We start from the raw sequence: 19235 nt of genomic DNA, 5'->3' as shown, positions 1-19235 counted from the left end.
AAAGAAGAGGTACCTTATGCTTGAGATAGAGATTAAAGTGAAAGTCGCGGATCTCCAACCAATCCGGGAGCGGATCCTCGCATCCGGCGCTCCACTCCTTGAAAAAGGTGATGAGTTCGATGCCTATTACAACAGCCCTGAGAGAAACTTCGCAGAGACAGACGAGGCACTCCGCCTGAGGAAGGCGGATGATTATGTCCTCCTCACCTACAAAGGACCAAAGATCGGATCAGGCTCATTCAAAGCCCGTGAAGAGTTAAATCTCAGGGTCGAATCCCTTGAGACGATGGATCTGCTCCTTCAGCGGATCGGTTTTCAGAAGACTGCTGCTGTCAAAAAATATAGGGAATCCTACAGAATAGGACAGGCGACGGTGACGCTTGATTCCGTGGACGGGCTTGGTACTTTTGCTGAGATCGAAGCAGCAGCAGGGCTCTCGCAGGATGAATCTGAAGAAGAGATCGAGAGAATTGCAAAAGAATATGGGATTATTGGAGAGCGGCTCACCCTCAGTTATCTTGAGCTTCTGCTGGAAGAACAGAGATGAGTTCGATCTCAATCTCCCCATCACCGTCTCCTATCTGAATCAGGGCGCCATAGCCCTCTGAGGCGGGTCCCGGGTTCACCACCAGGGTATTGCCCTCCTTTACAACACCCCGCTGTTCATGGATATGGGCACAGCAGATAAGATCAAAGGCATTCAGGTGTTTTCTGACACTCACTGATCCGACATGGACATCAGGAGTGACCTCATCGAGGATCCCAAATGGCGGTGCATGGGAGATGAGGATATTTGTTTTATTCTTCTGCATCCTCTTCAGAAGGTTTTCCAGCGTGGAATCGATCTCCTCTTCGCTGCATTCAAACGGCGTATCAAAGGGTGTCGGATTCGATCCGCCGATTCCGGCAATAGTAACTGATCCAAAGGTGATCGACGATCCATGCAGGCAGACGGCGTCCGAGTTATCCAGGCAGGCAAGTGATTCGCGGGGATCGCAGTTGCCGGGAACGGCCAGAACCGGAAGGCCGAGCCTTCTGGTTAAAGCAGAGATATCCTCAACCGGACCCATCTGGGTGACATCGCCGGCAATAAAGAGGCAGTCCGGATCGGTTGCCAACAGTTGATCGATATGATCGTAGTTGCCGTGGAGATCTGCAAGGAGCAGTGCTTTCATCATATATCTTCATTATCACGCGGAACATTCAAAAACCTTCTTCCGGGTTCCATCCAGTACCCGGTGATCTTACCGGAGAGTGCGAGCGATCCAAAGGCTTTCTCAATATGGGGAGGGAGGGGTGTTGGATCTCTTCGGGCAAGGGGAGTTCCCGGGAGCGGCTGAAAATAATGGAGATGCACTTTACCATTCCTGATTATTGACCTGATCAGATCCATCGTCATTCCGAGATCCTCTTCTGTCTCGCCCGGAAACCCGACGATCATATCAACAATCGGCAGAAAACCATGGGATCTACAGAGATCAAGAGCGTTCTCAACATCTTCCCGGGTATGCCCCCGGTTGATTGCCGTGAGGATGCGATCGCTTCCGGATTGCGCCCCAAAATGGATCTTTCTTCCCGCACCATACCTGCCGATCAGTTCAAGCGCCTCATCCGATATCCAGTCCGGGCGGACTTCAGAGGGAAAGGTGCCAAACCAGATCCGGTTCATCGCAGAGAGCCGCTTCAGGAGTGCCTCCACCCGGTCGAGGCGGGGAATCCTCCCATCTGATCCATAGGCAAGCGCATTGGGAGTGACAAAACGTGCATCTGAAACCCGTTCTGCCGCCCTTGCAATCGCATCAATGCTCCGGTGCCGCATCAGCCTTCCAAAGAGCCGTGGGGTCTGGCAGTAGGCACAGGCATGCGGACACCCGCGGGTGATCTCAAGATAGCCTTTGACCTCCAGAAAACAGGGGTACCCATCAAGGAGGACGGTGTGGTCTGTGGGGGTGTACCCTGCACTGGTCGCAACGCCGGGGATTTTCTCAGTTGATCCTGACCGGATTGCTGCAAGGAGTCGGGGGAGGGTCTTCTCCCCTTCACCGACGATCACAAAGTCTGCATACTCTGCAACCTCCATTGGACATGCAGAGGCATGCGGACCCCCGACGATCGTAATTCCAGGTGCATCCCGGATCTCGGATCTGAACTGAGGCTCGTTGATACTGTTCAGACTGTAGCAGGTGACATCCCCCTCGGGGATTTCGGAGAGGGAGAGGTGATAGCCGGACTGGCCACATGCTGCATACAGAACCGCATAAGTATTCCGGGCAGCCCTGATGTCACGCCAGACGACCTTCATCTATGCATTCGCCTGATCATGACAGATGAGTTCGCCGCGATCACCATCGACGGTGACAGCCATCCCATTCTTCAGGGAAGAGAGACCGCCTTCAAGCTGGTCGATCATCGGAATTCCTGAAATAATTGCCCCAACAGCAATAATCGCCTCTGCCTCGGAGTTGATCATGGCGGCAGGTGCACACCCATTCTTCTTCAGGCTGTATATCACATAGGATCCGACAGTTGAGCCCTTTCCAAAGGGGAATGCAAGGACCTTTCCGGCAATTGAAACACCCTCAAGGGGATGGCCTTTCTCAATAATGATCCCGGTATCCGGGTCAACACCGGAGAGGAATGATATCGGGGCGTCGGTTATGATCAGTTCCCCGCTTGCTTCACCTTTTGCAATGGATCGTCCTTTGATTATCACAATACCACCTAATAAGTGGTGGGAGCATAGAGTATATTATAGCCATGGACGAATCCCTCATCGACAACCCATGTAATGACTCGACACTTCAGTCACAGCAGTTGAAAGAGCTCTATGAAACGCTGGTTGAGCTTCGCGAAAAACTGGAATTACAGCAGAGAGAGGTTACAAAGCTCCGTGAGGAGAACAGCCAGTTGAAGCGTGAGAACACGCAGTTAAAGCGGCTTCCACTCTTTGTTGCAGTTGTTATCGAAAAGTTGCCAGGTGGTGAGGTCTACCTTCGTCAGCAGGGTAATAACCAGGAGTACATCACCCATGCCGGAGATGACATCTATCCCCTCCTGAAGGCAGGCTCAAAAGTCGCCGTGAATAACGCGCTCTCCATCGTTAAGGTCGTTGGAACAACCTTCGACTCCCGTGTCAGGGTTATGGAGCTGGAGTCATCACCATCACAGACCTTTGGTGAGATCGGCGGCCTGACCAATGAGATCGAGGAGGTGAGGGAGGCAGTGGAGTATCCGCTCACCCGGCCGGAGGTATTCAAGCGGCTCGGTGTCGAGCCTCCAAAGGGCATCCTGCTGTATGGACCACCCGGTACCGGAAAGACCCTGATCGCAAAGGCGATCGCCCATAATGCAAACGCCACCTTCATCAGGATGTCGGGATCTGAGCTTGTCCATAAGTTCATTGGGGAAGGCGCCCAGCTTGTCCGTGAACTCTTCCAGCTTGCCCGTGAGAAGGCGCCTGCGATCGTCTTCATCGATGAGATCGATGCGGTCGGCAGCACCAGGACCCATGACGGGACATCCGGATCTGCCGAGGTGCAGCGGACCCTGATGCAGCTCCTCGCCGAGATGGACGGCTTTGATAATCGCGGCGAGATCAGGATCATGGCCGCAACAAACCGGCCCGACATGCTTGATCCTGCCCTCCTCCGACCGGGGAGGTTCGATCGGCTGATTGAGATCCCATTCCCTGATGAGTCGGCACGCAGGGAGATCCTGAAGATCCATTCAAAGAACCTCAGCCTTGCAGATGTCGATTTCGATTCAATTGCTAATCTTACCGAGGGGTCAACCGGTGCAGAACTTGAGGCAATATGCCGTGAAGCGGGAATGATCGCAGTCAGGCAGAATGCAGATTCTGTTGCGATGCCGCACTTCGAGGCGGCTGTTGATAAAGTCAGGCATAAGCAGGTAGAGCCGGACACACGCATGTACCTGTAAAAGGGGTCGCCTCTATGCGGGTTATCTTCATCCCAAAGCCCGGCATCGATCTCTATCAAACTTTTCTGCAATCCGAGACGAGCAGGCTGATCCTCAGGTTTTATGCACCTAAACGCTTCCCGGGCGGCGGGGTTGAGGTCCCTGTTGCAACACTCGGATCAGGGCTTTCACTTGCTTCAGAACTCCGTTGGTATATCAGACGATACACACGGGATTTTCTGATGAAGACCGGGGATGGCCATATTATCTCTCTTGGGCTTGCAAAAGAGATCTATGAGCGGAATCTCCCCTATCCGGGAGAGGACTGGGAATTTTCCTATATATGCAGGATATCAGGGGTTGAGGGGATCACCACCCTGCCGGTTCTCTGTACCCATGATGAGGCTGGAAAAGAGGGAGAGATGCCTAAGTCACCGGATGCATCATCTGGTGATACAGAGTATGAGATCCCTCGCGCTTGGGATGAAAAAGAGGAGGATACGGAGTAGCCCTCAGGCAAACATTGTTCCTGTGCCAGAGGAGTACGTCATCCTGTTCCGCTCGAAATCCAATGTGACCTTTCTGGCTGCCTTCTCAAAGTCATCCTGGGTAACAGCAGTCCTCTCCTCGCGAATTGCAGACATGCCTGCTTCCATGCAGATGGCGGCGAGATCAGCACCATTCTTCCCTTCGGTGATCCCAGCAACCTTTCTCAGATCAACATCCTCTGCAAGGGTGATCCGCTTGGTATGAATCTTCAGGATCGAGAGACGTCCTTCTGTATCAGGGAGCGGGATCTCGATGATTCTGTCAAAACGACCTGGACGGAGGAGTGCCATATCAAGGATATCGATCCTGTTTGTTGCCCCGATGATCTTGACATCGCCACGTGATTCAAAACCATCCATCCCGGCGAGGAGCTGCATTAAGGTCCTGTGAACCTCACGATCTCCGGAAGAGGTCTCCTGGCCCCTGGATGCACCGATTGCATCGATCTCATCGATGAAGATGATGGAGGGGGCGTTCTTCTTCGCATTCTCAAAGAGTTCGCGGACAAGGCGTGCCCCTTCACCGATATACTTCTGGACAAGCTCTGATCCAACCACCCGGAGGAAGGTTGCGTCGGTCTCATGGGCAACAGCCCGTGCAAGCAACGTCTTTCCGGTTCCTGGAGGTCCATGGAGGAGGATACCTTTTGGAGGAAGGATTCCGACCCGCTCAAAGAGATGGGGTTTTTTCAGCGGGAGCTCGATTGCCTCACGCAGTTCGGCAACCTGCCGTTGAAGCCCGCCGATATCGCTGTAGCTCTCGGTTGGGCGGCTATCAACCTCCATACCATAGACCTGGGCATCATAGGCTGATGGGAGCACCTCGACAATTGCGAGTGTCTGCTGGTTCATTGTACACCTGACACCGGGTTTCAGATCCCCGGGATTGATGAACTGAGATGTGCGCACAAGGAACTTCGGACCTGCACTGCTCCTCACAACAACACGGGTGTTGTCGATGACATCAGCAATTGTTCCGACAATCAGGGGTGGACTCCTCATCTGCTCGATTTCCGACCGTAGTTTCCGGACCTCACGCTCATACCTGACCTTCTGGGTTTCGAGGTACTGGCGATCGGTCTTCGATTGCCGGAGTTCCTCTCGCAACTCCTGGTTCCGGCCTTCAAGCTCGGTAAGACGCTCAAGCACCATCCGGTACGAATCATCGGAATGGAGGGTGTCGTCAGGGGTGCGGGATTTAACGGCCATAACTCTTCAAATAGATATATAGGAAAAAAAGTTATAAAGTTGTTTGGGATATGTATGCAACCACAACACTGTGAAGCCTGTGGAGAGCTTATCAAAGGACGATCAAAGATTGTACGGATTGAAGGATCACAGCCGATGAAGGTCTGCGAACGATGCGCACGGCATGGAACGGAGGTGCAGGTCCAGACAGGGCCGCGGCCATCATATGGCAGGGGAGGGGGAAAGCCGGTGCCTACGTCCGGCCGGGGCGCCACCCCTCCTGTCCGCCGAAGGCGTGATGTCTTTGATCTCATCGGGGGCGATATCGTTGAGGATTATGCCGATCGGATACGGGATGCACGCCTCGAAAAAGGGATGAGCCAGAAGGATCTTGCCCTTGAGCTGAAAGAGAAAGAGCATCTCATCAGAAAGATTGAGAACGGGGATCTGATCCCTGAGGATTCTGTCCGGAAGAAGCTTGAAGCAGCGCTCGAAATTCGCCTGATCGAGTCGGATGGTATTCCGGATGACAGCGGCGGACATGCAGGGACGAGCGGGACAACCCTCGGCGATGTCATCCAGATCAAGAGGAAATGAGATGGACTCGCCATTCATCCTCATCAACTTCAAGACATACCGGGAAGGAACCGGGTATGGTGCAGATCGTATTGCACGGGCAGCGAGTGCGGTGATGGAGGATACGGGCGTAACAATCGGTATCGCCCCATCCTACACCGACCTCAGAAAGATGGCAAAACATTTTTCGATTCCTATCTTTGCCCAGCATATCGACGGTGTCGGGGCAGGAGGGTTTACCGGACATACTCCTGCATACATGTTGAAGATGGAGGGTGCTGCCGGATCGCTCATCAACCACTCTGAGCGGCGGCTGACACTTGCAGATATTGAAGCTTCGCTCACCGCCGCAGAGGCAGAGGGATTGACGTCAGTTATCTGCACAAACAATATCAGGACAACAGCAGCAGCGGCTGCACTTGGCCCCGATTATGTCGCAATCGAACCTCCGGAGCTGATTGGCTCTGGGATCTCGGTTGCACAGGCTGATCCGGAGATCATCGCCGGATCTGTTCAGGCTGCTCTAAAACAGAATAGTGAGGTGAAGGTGCTTGCAGGTGCCGGGATCCAGTCCGGGGAGTGTGTCAGGATATCCCTTGATCTCGGATGTGCGGGGGTACTGCTCGCATCAAGCGTGGTGAAGGCAGATGATCCCGAGGCGGTGCTCCGGGATCTCGTCTCAAAGATCTGAACTATTCTACAATTAAGGAGATGAGGTCATGTTTTGTGATGACCCCTTCAACCCGCCCTTCTTTCATCACAAGCACCGCATGGTGCTGTTCCAATATGCCGACCACGGTCTCGATCTCAATCTCTGGTGGAACTGTCGGGAAACTGGATTCCATGTAGTCCCGGACTGTTGGGTGATGGCCCTTCTGATGCCTCTGCTCGGCAATGGCTGTGAGGATAGCAGATTCTGATATACAGCCGACCGGCACCCCGTCCAGCAGAACAGGGAGCTGTGAGAAGGCCATTCTGTCCATCTTCTCAACTGCCGATAAAATTGAGTCATCAGGTGAGACGCTCTCTACAGGGGTGTGCATCAGGCTTGACGCGGTGATGACGGGCATTTCAGAAACGGTGAGTACATCAACTATTCTGCGAAGGGTGCTGACACGCGGGTCAACCGAACCCCGTTCGATGCGTGCAACCATCGACTGGCTGATCCCGGATCTCCTGGCAAGTTCGGCCTGCGTCATCCCAATCCGTCGGCGTGCAGATCTGATCTCATCTGCGGCAGGAATATGCATACTATTACTCACAAGCATATAAGAAAAAAGCTGCCCTGGTAATGATGAGTGGGAGGAGTAAGCCCCCTTCTGTTCATTGCGGCATTCAGCTAAGCGCCGTACCCGGGCGGGATCCGGGCATCCCTTCTGCCCTGTTTGGCTTGCACCCGCAGGGATTCACCGTTCCATCGATCCCTGCCGATACGCTCAACGAGTTGCACTGCAGAATGCAGAGTATCGCACCACCAAAAGACCGGGGGTGCTCGATCGTTTCATTGCTGGCGGCAGGACGTGTCGTTTCTGTGTCATTGCCATGACTCTCGCCATCCCCGATTGACCGGGGCTGCGCGCCCGGAGGGTGGGGGGACTTTCCTCAGCAGCCCAAAAGGACCACCGTCAGCCGCACTCTCCCTCTCATCGCTGTACGATAGGGCGAAATGCACTATGTACAGTATAGATTTATCGATGTATACAGAGATTAAACCTCGTATCATGGGAGATACCATCATCTTCTCCGGAGTTGATTGATTACTATGATGCTTCTGTCCGAGGAAGACGGGAGGATTGGAGTCTCCCTCGCAAGAGAGGCTCTCAGGGCGGCAGTGCTGCATACAGAGTTCACGCCGCCCCCCCTTCCACCGATATTTTCTGAGAAACGTGGGGTCTTTGTCACCCTGAACAGAGATGGCGAGCTACGGGGATGTATCGGCATCCCTCTCCCGGTGATGCCCCTTTTTGAGGGAATTATTGAAGCTGCCACATCAGCTGCACTCCGGGATCCACGGTTTACCCCGGTCAGACCAGAGGAGCTCCCGTTGATTACACTGGAGGTGACGATCCTCAGTGTTCCTGAAGAGGTCCCCGCTCCCCCCTCAAACCGGGCTGATGAGGTTGAAGTCGGCAAACACGGCCTTATTGTGCAGGGAAGAGGGCGATCCGGCCTCCTCCTCCCGCAGGTTGCTTCAGAATACGGATGGAATGCAGTTGAATTCCTCGATCATACCTGCAGAAAAGCAGGACTTTCGCCGGGATGCTGGCGGGACGAACAGGTATCCGTCCTCAGGTTTGAGGGCCAGATCTTCTCTGAGTAACCATGTCAATACAGTTTGAAGTGATGCATAAGGACATCGCCGGGAGGGTCGGAAGGCTCACCGTCGGCGATAAACGTATCAGAACCCCGGCCCTCCTTCCGGTGGTAAACCCGCATATCCAGATAATCACCCCTGCCGAGATGGCGGCGATGGGGATCGAAGGGCTGATCACAAACGCCTATATCTTCTCAAAGAGTGCTGACTTTCGCGAGGAGGCACTATCCCGCGGACTCCACTCGGTGCTTGGGTTTGACGGGCTGATCATGACGGATTCGGGATCATTCCAGCTATCGGTGTACGGCTCGGTCGATACCACAAATGAGACGACGATTTCATTCCAGCGTGATATCGGCAGCGACATCTGGGTGCCCCTTGATATACCGACCCACCCGGATTCACCACGCGAGACGGTCGAGGCGGATCTTGCAGTCACCATGAGCCGCCTCCGTGAGGCAAAGGAGATCTTCGGGGATGATGCACCCCTCGCAGGGCCTGTTCAGGGTGGCCTCCATCCCGATCTGAGAGAACAGGCAGGCCGTGAGACGAGTGAACTTGGGTTTGCCTTCTGCCCGATCGGGGCGGTTGTTCCCCTTCTGGAAGGGTACCGGTATAAGGAACTCGTCAGATCAGTCATCTCTGCCAAGAAAGGGCTCTCATCTGCTGCCTGTGTCCACCTCTTCGGTGCCGGACACCCCTCGATGTTCGCACTTGCAGTCGCAATGGGCTGCGATATCTTTGATTCTGCCGCCTATGCCCTGTATGCACGGGAAGGCCGCTACATCACCCCTTCCGGCACCCTGAAGCTCGCCGAGATAGCAGAACTTCCCTGTGCCTGTTCTGTCTGCCGATCCCATACCGCTGATGAGCTCCGATCCGCTCCCGATAAGGAGCGGCTCCTCGCCTACCATAACCTTGCGGTGACACAGGCTGAGATCTCCCGTATCCGCCTCTCCATTCAGGAAGGCACCCTCTGGGATCTCGTTGATGAGCGGTGCCGATCTCACCCGAGGCTGCTCGATGGGTACCGGGAACTGCTGAAGCACGCCCACCTCCTCGAACGATCGGATCGGGCAACAAAACGGAGATTCTTCTACCGGGGCGATGAATCCTGCAAGCGGACCGAGGTGATCAAATTCCAGGAGATGATCCCCCGGATACAGCTTTCAAAACGCTCGTTAATCCTCTGCGGCGGACCCCGCCCCCAGGAGTTTGACGAGGTGCTTGAGCTTCGGCCGCCTTTTGGGGCTGTGCCGACTGAACTCTCCGAGACCGCACCGATGGGGCAGTCCGAGGTTCCGGAGTGGGATGATGCGATGCTTGCATCTGCTTTTGCCGGGGTGGATGCGCTTTTATCCGCAAACTCCGATACCGAAGTGACCTTCTCGGTAACACCTGATCTCGTCGATCTGATCCAAAAAAGGTTCCCGGCACACCAGGTGATCTCATGAGCACCTTCGAGGTCCGCCGCCGTGACGGGCTTGCCAGATATGGGATCTACACAATCGGTGATCTGATGTTCGAGACCCCGGCAGTGATCGACCCGATTGCAGTCTTCCCTGATCTTGCATCACGCCCCTTCTCCAATATACCGCTCCAGGCCGATTTCGCATTTGTGAAAGAATGGTTTGAACCAGCAGGGGAGCAGCCGATCCCTGTCCATCCGGTTCTCTCCGGGGGGATTGCTTCAGGTGATGCTGCGATCATCTCCTGCTGGCATACTGCCCTCACAAACCCCCGTACCTATACGGAATGGGTGGAGCAGTTCATCTCTTCCCTCCCCCCCGATGCCGCCCGGTACGCACCTGCATCCGCACTCCCATCCAATGCCGCGATGCTGGTTGCCACCGGCTTTGACCTCTTCGATACGATCGCAGTTGACCTGAGAGCTGCACAGGGGCTCTTCTGCACCACTGAAGGGGTCTATCCCGGCTCATGGATCAACGAGGGCGTCTGCTCCTGCCCTGGATGCCGGAGTGGCGATCTGAGAGAGCATAACCGGCAGGCACTTGCATCCGAGATTAAGCTGGCAGCAGCACTCCTGAAACGGGGAGAACTGCGGGAGCTGATCGAGTCGCGATGCAGATCAGATGCCGCCCTTGTCGGAATACTCCGCCATCTTGATGCGAAGAAGGCGTTCATGGAAGTGAACTCCCCTATCGCCCGGACGAGCCCATTCAAGGCATATACAGCAGAGTCGATGAACCGGGTCGAGATCGATCGCTTTGAAGAGCGGGTGAAGAGCAGGTTCTCACAGGATCGATGGGATACATGCGTCCTCCTCCCCTGTGCTGCCCGGAAACCCTACTCATTCTCGCAAAGCCACAGGAAGTTCCAGGAGGTAGTTGCCGGGAGAGCACATGAGGTGATCGTCACCTCCCCGCTCGGTGTTGTGCCGCGTGAGCTTGAGCTGATCTATCCGGCAGCCCACTATGATGTTCCCGTCACCGGGTACTGGGATCGCGAGGAGATGCATATCCTCACCCGATATCTGGCAGAATATCTCCGCTGCCACCCATACCGCCGTGTCATCTCGCATCTCGAAGGCGGTGCCCGCGATGTGGCGCGTGCCGCAGCTGAGGAGACGGGCATTGTGCTTGAAGAGAGCTGCATCGATGGCCGCCCGACATCACGGGAATCATTAAACCAGCTCTATGATGCACTGGCGGGTGAGCGGAAGCGGTCTCCCGATATCGTTGGCGGGACGATCCAGTGGCAGTTTGGTATCACAATCGATACAAAAGGGATGATCATCAAAGGGAAAGGGCCTGAGAAGAAGGTGTACCGGGGGCGGCAGCAGCTCTTCTCCTTTGATCCGAAAACAGGACTCCTGCGGCCGACATTTGAAGGCTGGGATCTCATACCGGACTGCTACCGCGTCAGGATAGAGGGTTTTGTTCCGCAGGGTGATATCCTGGCACCGGGCGTCGCAGAGGCGGATCCGGCTATCCGCGAGGGTGATGAGGTGCTTGTCACCGGTGAAGGTGTGCGTGCAACCGGGAGAGCGATGATGTCCGCTGACGAGATGCAGCGGTCTTCACGCGGAGTTGCTGTGAAGGTGCGTAAAGTAAAGAGATCCTAGTTACAAACGCATACGAGATTATTGGGATATCCGGAGTGGTAGTGAGTGTATACAGTACGATCAGCAAAAACGTTAGCAGATAACGTCTATGAAACATGGATTGAGGCGCCCCATGTCAGCAGGAATGCTGAGGCGGGCCAGTTTCTTGTGCTCCGGATCGATGAGGAAGGAGAGCGGATTCCCCTCACCATATCAGGGGTGGACGGGGATCTGGTTCGCGTCATCTTTATGGCAGTCGGGACAACCACTGAAAAACTCGCTGCCCTGAAAGCAGGTGACACCATTTCTGATGTTGTCGGACCCCTCGGGGAGCCGAGTGAGGTGCACCACTTTGGAAGCTGCGTCCTCGTCGGCGGCGGTGTCGGGATCGCGTGCCTTCCGATCATTGCACAGGCGCTGAAGGCATCAGGCAACAGTGTAATCGGGATCATCGGCGCACGGAACAAGGACCTGTTGATCCTTGAAGACGAGATGAAAGAGGCCTGTGATGAGCTGATCGTCACCACAGATGATGGATCATACGGGATCAAGGGTTTTGCCGCTGGTCCCCTCAAAGAGATCTGCGAGTCCCGTCCGCCGGATGCGGTCTGGGTGATCGGTCCTGCCATCATGATGAAAGTGACTTCAGGTGTAACCAAGCCGTTTGGGATCAGGACGTTCGTCTCACTGAACCCGATCATGGTGGATGGAACAGGGATGTGCGGTTCATGCCGGGTTGTCGTGAATGGCGAGACGAAATTCGCCTGTGTTGATGGCCCGGAGTTTGATGCCCATTTGGTGGACTTTGATCTCCTGATGAACCGCCAGCGGTTCTACCATCCCGAGGAGAAGGAATCCCGTGAACACTATCATTCCGGCGGATGCGGCTGCGGGGGGAAGTGCTGATGGCTGATCGTTCTGCTGAAGCACGGATCAACGACTTCACTGAAGTCGACTGCGGCATATCCGCAGAAGAGGCGGTTATTGAGGCGGCACGATGCCTCAGGTGCAAGAAGCCCGCATGTGTCGATGGCTGCCCGGTCGGAATCGACATTCCGGGATTCCTGAAGTATATCGAGGAGGAAGACTTCCGATCCGCGATTGCGATCATCAAGGAGAGCAATATGCTCCCTGCGATCTGTGGCCGTGTCTGTCCACAGGAGGTGCAGTGCGAGGGCGAGTGTATCCTTGGCGTTAAGGACAAGCCGATTGCAATCGGCGCACTTGAGCGGTTCCTTGCAGACTGGGAGCGCGAACATGGTGTCACCGCCCCGGCAGTTTCAGAGAAGAGGAAGGAGAAAATCGCCATTGTCGGTTCAGGACCTGCCGGGCTGACAGCAGCAGCAGAACTCGCACGCAATGGGTTCTCAGTTACACTATTCGAAGCACTCCACGCAGCAGGCGGCGTCCTCACCTATGGGATTCCCGAGTTTCGCCTCCCAAAAAAGGTGGTGGCTGCTGAGATCGATGAGGTGAAGCGGCTCGGTGTTTTGATCAAAACCAACCATCTTGTCGGGAGGAGTGTGCCGGTTGAAGAGCTGCTCTCCTATGATGCAGTCATCCTCGCAACAGGTGCCGGGCTGCCGGGATTCATGGGAATTTTCGGAGAGAACCAGATCGGCGTCTATTCAGCAAATGAATTTTTAACACGCGTGAACCTGATGCATGCGAATGCCTTCCCGGAGTATGATACTCCCGTAAAGCGCGGGGGAAACGTCGTTGTCATCGGCGGCGGGAATGTCGCGATGGATGCAGCCCGTGTCGCCCGCCGGATGGGTGCGGAGGTGACCCTCGTCTACAGGCGTAGGCAGGAGGATATGCCTGCCCGGCTTGTTGAGGTGCATCATGCCGAAGAGGAGGGGATCCGCTTCCTCACCTGCACAAACCCGACCAGGATCCTTGGTGAGGGGACTGTCACCGGGGTCGAGGTCGTCTCGATGGATATGTGCGAGCCCGACGATTCAGGCCGCCCGAGTGCAAAGCCGATTCCGGGCAGCGAACAGATCATCCCGGCTGATGTCGTAATCGAGGCGATCGGCCAGAGCCCGAACCCGCTCCTGATCAGGATGATCGAGGGGCTTGTCCGTGAGAAGAAAGGAAACCTGAAGGTCGATCTGGATGGCAGAACAACTATTCCGAAGATCTTTGCAGCAGGTGATGTCGCAACCGGTGCGGCAACGGTGATCCTTGCTATGGGTGCGGCGAAGGTCGCAGCAGAGTCAGTTCGAAAGATGTTTGATGGGGAATAAGAAAGGTTGCTTTCCCCTATTTTTTGTAAGATATCACTCTCTGATTCTCAGGAAGCCTCCGGCAGATCTCCCGGTATATAGAACCTCGGTGGGAGGATTCCTTCCTGCTGGAATGCCCTTTTTGTTCTCCGTGAGATCTCTGCCATACATTCAAACTCATCACGGAGATCCCAGACATAGGCACGTGCCCTGAGCCGGACAGCATGGAGCTGGTTTTCAGTAAGAATGGTATAAAAGCATCTATCTGAGATGTACACATGCCGGGATGTGACAACGGCCTCCTTGAAAATAGTTATGGCATGATCGAGATCTGCTGAATGATCGATGTAGATATCAATGACAACCATCATCTCTGTGAGGCCCGCATTAGCGCTTGCTACGCTCTGGGTGATGATCTTGTAGTTTGGGATGGTGACATAATTGTCATCCGGTGTGACGATGCGGGTATCGAGCATTCCGATCTCAGCCACTTCGCCATAATGTTCACCCATCATGATACGATCCCCGATCCGGAATGGCTTCTCAAATGCGATGATCACGCCACCGATGATATTTGCAAAGACATCTTTCAGCCCAAAGCCTATTGCAGCACCAAATAAACCGGAGAACGCAACAATTTCGATTGTCGAGAGTGTTATAACCTGATGAAGCAGGAGCAGTATCGCAGTTGTGTAGATGATGATATTTAAGATCGGAACAATCATCTTCACCGCAATCCTTGCGTGGCCAAAGCGTTCCGAGAACCGGATCAAGAGAAAACTGATGACTCTGGCGAGGATATACGCACCTATGAATATAATAACGGCATCCAGTATGAGAGAGAGGATTTCGTTATAAATATCCGAAACCGGACCATTCACCAGACTTCCCTGAGAGAGAGTCGTATCGATTGTACTGCCATCCACCATAGAATTCACTCCCAGATGATCCTCAGTCTTCTGAGGAGATCATGCACCCCTATGATCGCCTCAGGGCAGATCTGGTATCCGTCATTTTTTTCCGTGATGATGCCGAGTGTCTGAAGCCTGTAGAGTATCGGGTTGATATCATATTCGAGAGCAGCAACCTCCTCCAGGTACTCCTTTGATGTGACACCCGTCATCGCAATCACCCCGAGTATGAAGGCATCCTTTCGGATCAGGGGATCGTTGACCCTGACCGGCTGGTAGTCCTTCAGGTTTACCGTCGGATATTCAAAACTCCGCTTCCAGATCGCCTTTCCAACACCTGGATTTCCCTCGGCCATCTTTGTTATTTTTTTAAATACCATCTCTTCATCAGAGAGTTTCTCTTCATGGTTGCGCCGTCTGAATGCCAGCCTGTCAAAACTGAAGCTCGGAAAGGGGAGCTTGAGAGGCTCTTTTTTGAAGGGAAGATGCACTTCAACCTTTTTGGTCTGGACAAATGACGGGAGCTCGACCTCCACTCCGCCGATGAACTGGAGCTCGGCATCGGTATACTCCTGCAGAATGCACTGGCGCATCTCGCTATCCGAGAGAGGGGGGATGAAGATTGTACGGGGAAAGATCCGCTCCACCTCCCTGATCCTCCGGAGATAATTCCAGGCATAGAGGTTCCAGGTTGTGATGAAGAGGGAAGATGAGGTGACAACATCGTTTAGGAAATCATCCAGTACCGAAAAACCACCGATATGCCGGGAGAAGAGGTACTGGCAGCCGTCCATAAGGAAGATCGGCTTTGATGAACGGTAATCCAGAAGATTCCGTTTACTGGTTATCTGTGATCCATACTCAACAAGATAGGTATCGTCCTTATATGTATCATGAACTGCGGATATCAGGGTACTTTTACCAGAATAGGGAAGGCCGATGATAGCAACATTCTCCCTTTTATGCGAGCGATATGCATCGATTACTCCCTGAATCTCTGCAAACTGATCCTGAAACACCGTACATGATGCAGAATTCATTGCTTTTGAAGAATCAGCCGAATCACCTGTCATCAGACCACACGCCAGAATATCAGGGGATATCAAGATAAAGCTTCCTCTCTGGCTCCAGATCTCCCGATCAGGGCAAGACATATCACCATTAATGAGAAAGGATCTACAGATTTCTTATAAAAACCAAGGGCGCCGGTTTCAGGAAGGAGGGATTTGGAGACAATGACAAACAGCATCTATGTGATCGGGCACAAAAACCCGGATACAGATAGTATATGCAGTGCCATCGGATATGCTGCATATCTGAACCAGCAGGATCCCGGCAGGTATATACCTGCACGCTGCGGTGAGATCAGTGCAGAAACAGCCTATGTCCTCTCCCACTTCGGAGTTGAGGCGCCGATCTTAATCGAGTCAGTTGAACCCACCGTTGCCGACATCCCCTTCACCTATACCCACCGTGCACAGAAGGATCTCCCCACAATCGATGTTGTCGATATGATGGAGGAGCAGGATGTCAGGAATATACCCATTACCGATACTGAAGGAAAATTTGTCGGCCTTGTCTCCGAACACGGACTGGCGCGGGCATATGTCCGCCGTACCCGGATCGAGCCCCTCTCTGTCCTCCCGATTAAGATCGAGACGCTGGCACGGATCCTCGAGGCTGAAGTGGTTGTACGGAACCGCGATCTCCTTGAGGGAAACGTCTACATCTCAATAGATGCCCTGCATGTCACCCTCTCCCGCCTGACAAAGGATGATATCGCCATTGTGGGAGATAACGAGCCTTCACAGCTTGCCCTCATACAGGCAGGAATTGCCCTTCTGATCATAGCAGATGGCGCTCCCATTGGAGAGCGGGCGATCAATGCCGCCAGATCACAGGGTGTTTCTGTCCTATCAACAAAGCTCGATGCATTCGGGGTTGCCAAGATGATCAACCTCTCATTGCCTGCAAGCGAGGTGATGGCAACCGATGTTCCGATCATCCACATGGATGACGGTCTGGATTATGTGAAACAGCTGGTGACAAACTCCAGGTACAGGACAGCCTGTATCGTTGATGAGGAGGGAAAGCTCCTCGGCATGATCTCGCGGAACACCTTTGTTTATGACATTCAGAAATCCGTCATCCTTGTCGACCACAATGAGTACAGCCAGGCGGTTGATGGGATTGAGAATGCCGAAATTCTTGAGATCATCGACCACCACCGGCTCGGTGCAATGACGACATTAAAGCCGATCCGGTTCATCATGGAGCCGGTCGGATCAACCTCAACGATCGTTGCCTCAATCTACCAGGAGAGTGGACGAAACCTCTCTGAACAAGTCGGGGGACTCCTCCTTGCCGGCATCCTCTCCGACACCCTCGGCCTGAAGATGTCAACGACCACAAAGAAGGATGAAGAGATGGTCGCCTGGCTTGCAGAGAAGACCGGGATTGATCCGGTGGAGTTTGGGATCTCGCTCTTCAGGGAGGGGATGGAGCTCTCAAGCTTCTCGATTGAGGAGCTGGTGAAGAAGGATCTGAAGCGTTACAGCCTCTATTCGATGGATGTTGCAATCTCACAGGTGATGGCCCCTTCATCCGAGTTTGCCAGAGAGCATGAAGAGGAGATCCGATCCACCATCGAGAACCTCCGGAGACTGATGGAGGTTGACATCTTTGTCGTGCTTATTACGAGTGTCTTTGAGAATGGATCAGATCTCTATGCAGCAGCTGACGATACCACACTCCAGCGGCTGGGTTACCTGAATCAGCCGGTCCGTCTTGAGGGTGTTATGTCCAGAAAGAAGGATTATCTCCCGGAGTTTGGCCAGTTGATCAGGGAATTATAACTTCCCCGGCTTCCGCACCATCGGGACAACACCTGATCCTTCAAGATTGCCAAGGGCAAAAGCATACCGCTCCCGGATCGTCTTTGGGAGAGCATCCTCGGAGATCTTCTCAAAGCCATATCTGCCATACCAGCCGACAAGCACCTCTGTCGAGTGCATGTACAGCCATTCGTCTTTGCATGCATCTACCAGGGCATCCATCGCATATTTTGCAAACCCATGCCCCCGGTATGCCTCGGGTGTGAAGACTGAGTCGACTTCAAAGCCATCCGGGTGGCGGCGGCATCTCGCAACAGAGACGAGCACACCCTCGGCGAAGGCTCCAAATACCCGGTCTGTCTTCGGATCAGCCTTCTGTTGATGGTACGTCTCCCATAGTTTTTCAGCAAGAGGGAATTCTGAAGCCATCAGCTCTCGCCCCTCCATCCTGAGCGTAAACTCGGGGTAGCGGATATACACGGGAACACTGGCTTCTGCAGCAACACCTGCAACGGTTGATCCAATCTTCGCCTTCTTCAGATAATCGAGATGCCCAAATCGTGAGATGAGTATCATGGTTGCCTGAAGTGTCTCTGCCACTGAGAGGATAGTTTTGACACGCTCTCCATGCAGGACAAGAAGAGAGATGGAATACCGGCTGCTTCCGTCGTTGATCTGATCGGCAGCGTCCTTCAGCTCTTCCCGCAGTTTTCGGATAACAGCATAATCGGTGGAATCGGTCACATGCAGGAGCGTGATCTGCCCTTTGATATTCAGGCTCCTGACAAATGCCAGGATCTCATATGAGATGGTGGAGAGCTCAATTGGAATGAGGAGATTATCAAAGATATCCGGATGATGGCTGTTTTTGACATAACGGGGATACTGCATGATCAGGAGATCCCGGCTCACATTGAGGAGGAGGTTGTCTGATACCGATCCAAGGAGGAGTTTTCCGACTTTACCCCTGCCCCGTGCACCAACGATGATGCAATCGATCCGCTCCTCTTCGGCAACTGACCTGATCGTTGCTTCTATTGGTTCTTTGATCTGCTCCACGATCCTGATACGGGCATTCATACCATGGGATGAGAGGAGCAGCTGATCCCTCTCGAGCCACTCTTTCACCTTTCCGTTTGCTTTTCCTTCAGTCACATGGAGGATGATCGCCTCTGTGACATTTGGGATCTCAGAGGCCATGCCCAGAGCCGCATCTGCATACTCTGAAAAGTCGGTTGGAATCAGTATTCGCATTCCCATCTACCAGATGAAAGTGATGGAAGGCTGAGGATATAAGGTGGGGGGATCTGGTTGTGTGGAGATGGGGGTTGTGTATTGGATGATGTGAATCGGTATTGGGTAGATTTACGTGGTACTCTTCATTCTACATCGTGAGCAGATTCAATCCCACTCATTCCGTAAACGGCATATGTATTTCTGGGCATCGGTTTGGTTCCAGAGCTCTTTTCCGCAACCTTTCAATTCAAGAATATCACGATTCTTTCTGATCGATGAACACCCAGTTTTCATACATCGGATGATATCCAGGAGTATCCTCTGATAGTGGGGAGGCAAGTCTCTTATTTCACTCAGGATTACCTTTTCTAAATGAGTATATCCCATTCCAATCCTCGTATGACAATCTAACTAAAAA

General features: G+C 53.6%; 19 protein-coding genes and 1 other RNA gene. 11 read left to right on the top strand and 9 right to left on the bottom strand.

Translation table 11 applies throughout. The features are described from left to right. Positions 1-16: 16 nt before the first annotated feature. On the top strand, positions 17-547 hold the full coding sequence (gene cyaB, locus ACZ44I_RS05325; RefSeq protein ID WP_464548078.1) for a class IV adenylate cyclase: 531 nt from the start codon (positions 17-19) through the stop codon (positions 545-547). Here cyaB and ACZ44I_RS05320 read toward each other — a convergent pair. Genes ACZ44I_RS05320 through ACZ44I_RS05310 form a run of 3 tightly spaced genes read right to left on the bottom strand, consistent with a single transcriptional unit; the run spans position 510 to position 2713 of the window. Continuing rightward, entirely contained in the window at positions 510-1178 is a 669-nt protein-coding gene (locus ACZ44I_RS05320; RefSeq protein WP_464548079.1) for a metallophosphoesterase family protein, read from the bottom strand. The genes cyaB and ACZ44I_RS05320 overlap by 38 nt on opposite strands. Then, complete coding sequence (locus ACZ44I_RS05315) at positions 1175-2302, bottom strand: TIGR04013 family B12-binding domain/radical SAM domain-containing protein (RefSeq protein WP_464548081.1); 1128 nt, start codon at positions 2300-2302, stop codon at positions 1175-1177. Before ACZ44I_RS05315 ends, ACZ44I_RS05320 begins: the two co-directional genes overlap by 4 nt. Further along, positions 2303-2713: a DUF126 domain-containing protein gene (locus ACZ44I_RS05310; protein ID WP_464548083.1), complete on the bottom strand. Its 411-nt coding sequence runs from the start codon at positions 2711-2713 to the stop codon at positions 2303-2305. Positions 2714-2757: 44 nt separating this feature from the next. Here ACZ44I_RS05310 and ACZ44I_RS05305 point away from each other — a divergent pair, with 44 nt between their 5' ends. Together ACZ44I_RS05305 and ACZ44I_RS05300 are read left to right on the top strand one after the other, a co-directional pair. After that, entirely contained in the window at positions 2758-3939 is a 1182-nt protein-coding gene (locus ACZ44I_RS05305) for a proteasome-activating nucleotidase (protein ID WP_464548085.1), read from the top strand. Positions 3940-3953: 14 nt separating this feature from the next. After that, complete coding sequence (locus tag ACZ44I_RS05300) at positions 3954-4427, top strand: DUF5804 family protein (protein ID WP_464548086.1); 474 nt, start codon at positions 3954-3956, stop codon at positions 4425-4427. A 3-nt stretch (positions 4428-4430) separates the two neighbouring features. Here ACZ44I_RS05300 and ACZ44I_RS05295 read toward each other — a convergent pair whose 3' ends face one another. After that, the gene (locus ACZ44I_RS05295; protein ID WP_464548088.1) at positions 4431-5675 is read right to left on the bottom strand and encodes a proteasome-activating nucleotidase; all 1245 of its coding nucleotides are present in this window, start codon (positions 5673-5675) and stop codon (positions 4431-4433) included. Positions 5676-5729: 54 nt separating this feature from the next. On the opposite strand from ACZ44I_RS05295, the gene ACZ44I_RS05290 reads away from it, so the two are divergent. Next, positions 5730-6251 carry a multiprotein bridging factor aMBF1 gene (locus ACZ44I_RS05290; RefSeq protein ID WP_464548090.1) on the top strand — a complete coding sequence of 174 codons (522 nt, stop codon included), beginning with the start codon at positions 5730-5732 and terminating at the stop codon, positions 6249-6251. Between the two features lies 1 nt (position 6252). Then, positions 6253-6921 (top strand): triose-phosphate isomerase, encoded by a 669-nt coding sequence (gene tpiA, locus ACZ44I_RS05285; RefSeq protein ID WP_464548091.1) that lies wholly within the window; start codon positions 6253-6255, stop codon positions 6919-6921. 1 nt (position 6922) lies between these two features. Here tpiA and ACZ44I_RS05280 read toward each other — a convergent pair whose 3' ends face one another. After that, on the bottom strand, positions 6923-7480 hold the full coding sequence (locus ACZ44I_RS05280; RefSeq protein ID WP_464548092.1) for an XRE family transcriptional regulator: 558 nt from the start codon (positions 7478-7480) through the stop codon (positions 6923-6925). A 46-nt stretch (positions 7481-7526) separates the two neighbouring features. Further along, positions 7527-7875, bottom strand: an RNA gene (gene rnpB, locus ACZ44I_RS05275) — RNase P RNA component. Between the two features lie 117 nt (positions 7876-7992). Here rnpB and ACZ44I_RS05270 point away from each other — a divergent pair. From ACZ44I_RS05270 to gltA, 5 genes are read left to right on the top strand one after another with little or no spacing between them, the layout of a single operon-like run. Further along, positions 7993-8550, top strand: coding sequence for a TIGR00296 family protein (locus tag ACZ44I_RS05270; protein ID WP_464548094.1), 558 nt, complete (start codon positions 7993-7995; stop codon positions 8548-8550). A 2-nt stretch (positions 8551-8552) separates the two neighbouring features. Further along, positions 8553-9998, top strand: a complete 1446-nt coding sequence (gene tgtA, locus ACZ44I_RS05265; RefSeq protein WP_464548096.1) for a tRNA guanosine(15) transglycosylase TgtA — start codon at positions 8553-8555, stop codon at positions 9996-9998. Then, entirely contained in the window at positions 9995-11629 is a 1635-nt protein-coding gene (gene arcS, locus ACZ44I_RS05260; RefSeq protein WP_464548098.1) for an archaeosine synthase subunit alpha, read from the top strand. The genes tgtA and arcS overlap by 4 nt, the downstream gene beginning before the upstream one ends. Positions 11630-11674: 45 nt before the next feature. Continuing rightward, positions 11675-12514 carry a sulfide/dihydroorotate dehydrogenase-like FAD/NAD-binding protein gene (locus ACZ44I_RS05255; protein ID WP_464548100.1) on the top strand — a complete coding sequence of 280 codons (840 nt, stop codon included), beginning with the start codon at positions 11675-11677 and terminating at the stop codon, positions 12512-12514. Beyond that, complete coding sequence (gltA, locus tag ACZ44I_RS05250; RefSeq protein ID WP_464548102.1) at positions 12514-13857, top strand: NADPH-dependent glutamate synthase; 1344 nt, start codon at positions 12514-12516, stop codon at positions 13855-13857. The genes ACZ44I_RS05255 and gltA overlap by 1 nt, the downstream gene beginning before the upstream one ends. 47 nt (positions 13858-13904) lie before the next feature. On the opposite strand, the gene ACZ44I_RS05245 is transcribed toward gltA, so the two are convergent. Beyond that, complete coding sequence (locus ACZ44I_RS05245; RefSeq protein ID WP_464548104.1) at positions 13905-14765, bottom strand: mechanosensitive ion channel family protein; 861 nt, start codon at positions 14763-14765, stop codon at positions 13905-13907. Between the two features lie 5 nt (positions 14766-14770). Continuing rightward, positions 14771-15820, bottom strand: coding sequence for a hypothetical protein (locus ACZ44I_RS05240; RefSeq protein WP_464548106.1), 1050 nt, complete (start codon positions 15818-15820; stop codon positions 14771-14773). A 162-nt stretch (positions 15821-15982) separates the two neighbouring features. On the opposite strand from ACZ44I_RS05240, the gene ACZ44I_RS05235 reads away from it, so the two are divergent. Next, positions 15983-17602 (top strand): putative manganese-dependent inorganic diphosphatase, encoded by a 1620-nt coding sequence (locus tag ACZ44I_RS05235; RefSeq protein WP_464548108.1) that lies wholly within the window; start codon positions 15983-15985, stop codon positions 17600-17602. Here the strand turns inward: ACZ44I_RS05235 and ACZ44I_RS05230 are convergent. Next, positions 17597-18841, bottom strand: a complete 1245-nt coding sequence (locus ACZ44I_RS05230; RefSeq protein WP_464548110.1) for a GNAT family N-acetyltransferase — start codon at positions 18839-18841, stop codon at positions 17597-17599. The two genes, ACZ44I_RS05235 and ACZ44I_RS05230, sit on opposite strands and share 6 nt — an antisense overlap. Positions 18842-19235: the final 394 nt, after the last annotated feature.

Source organism: Methanocalculus pumilus (genome assembly GCF_055382585.1).
Note: the sequence above shows the minus strand (reverse complement) of the source record. Positions and strands in the feature narration are given on the sequence as shown.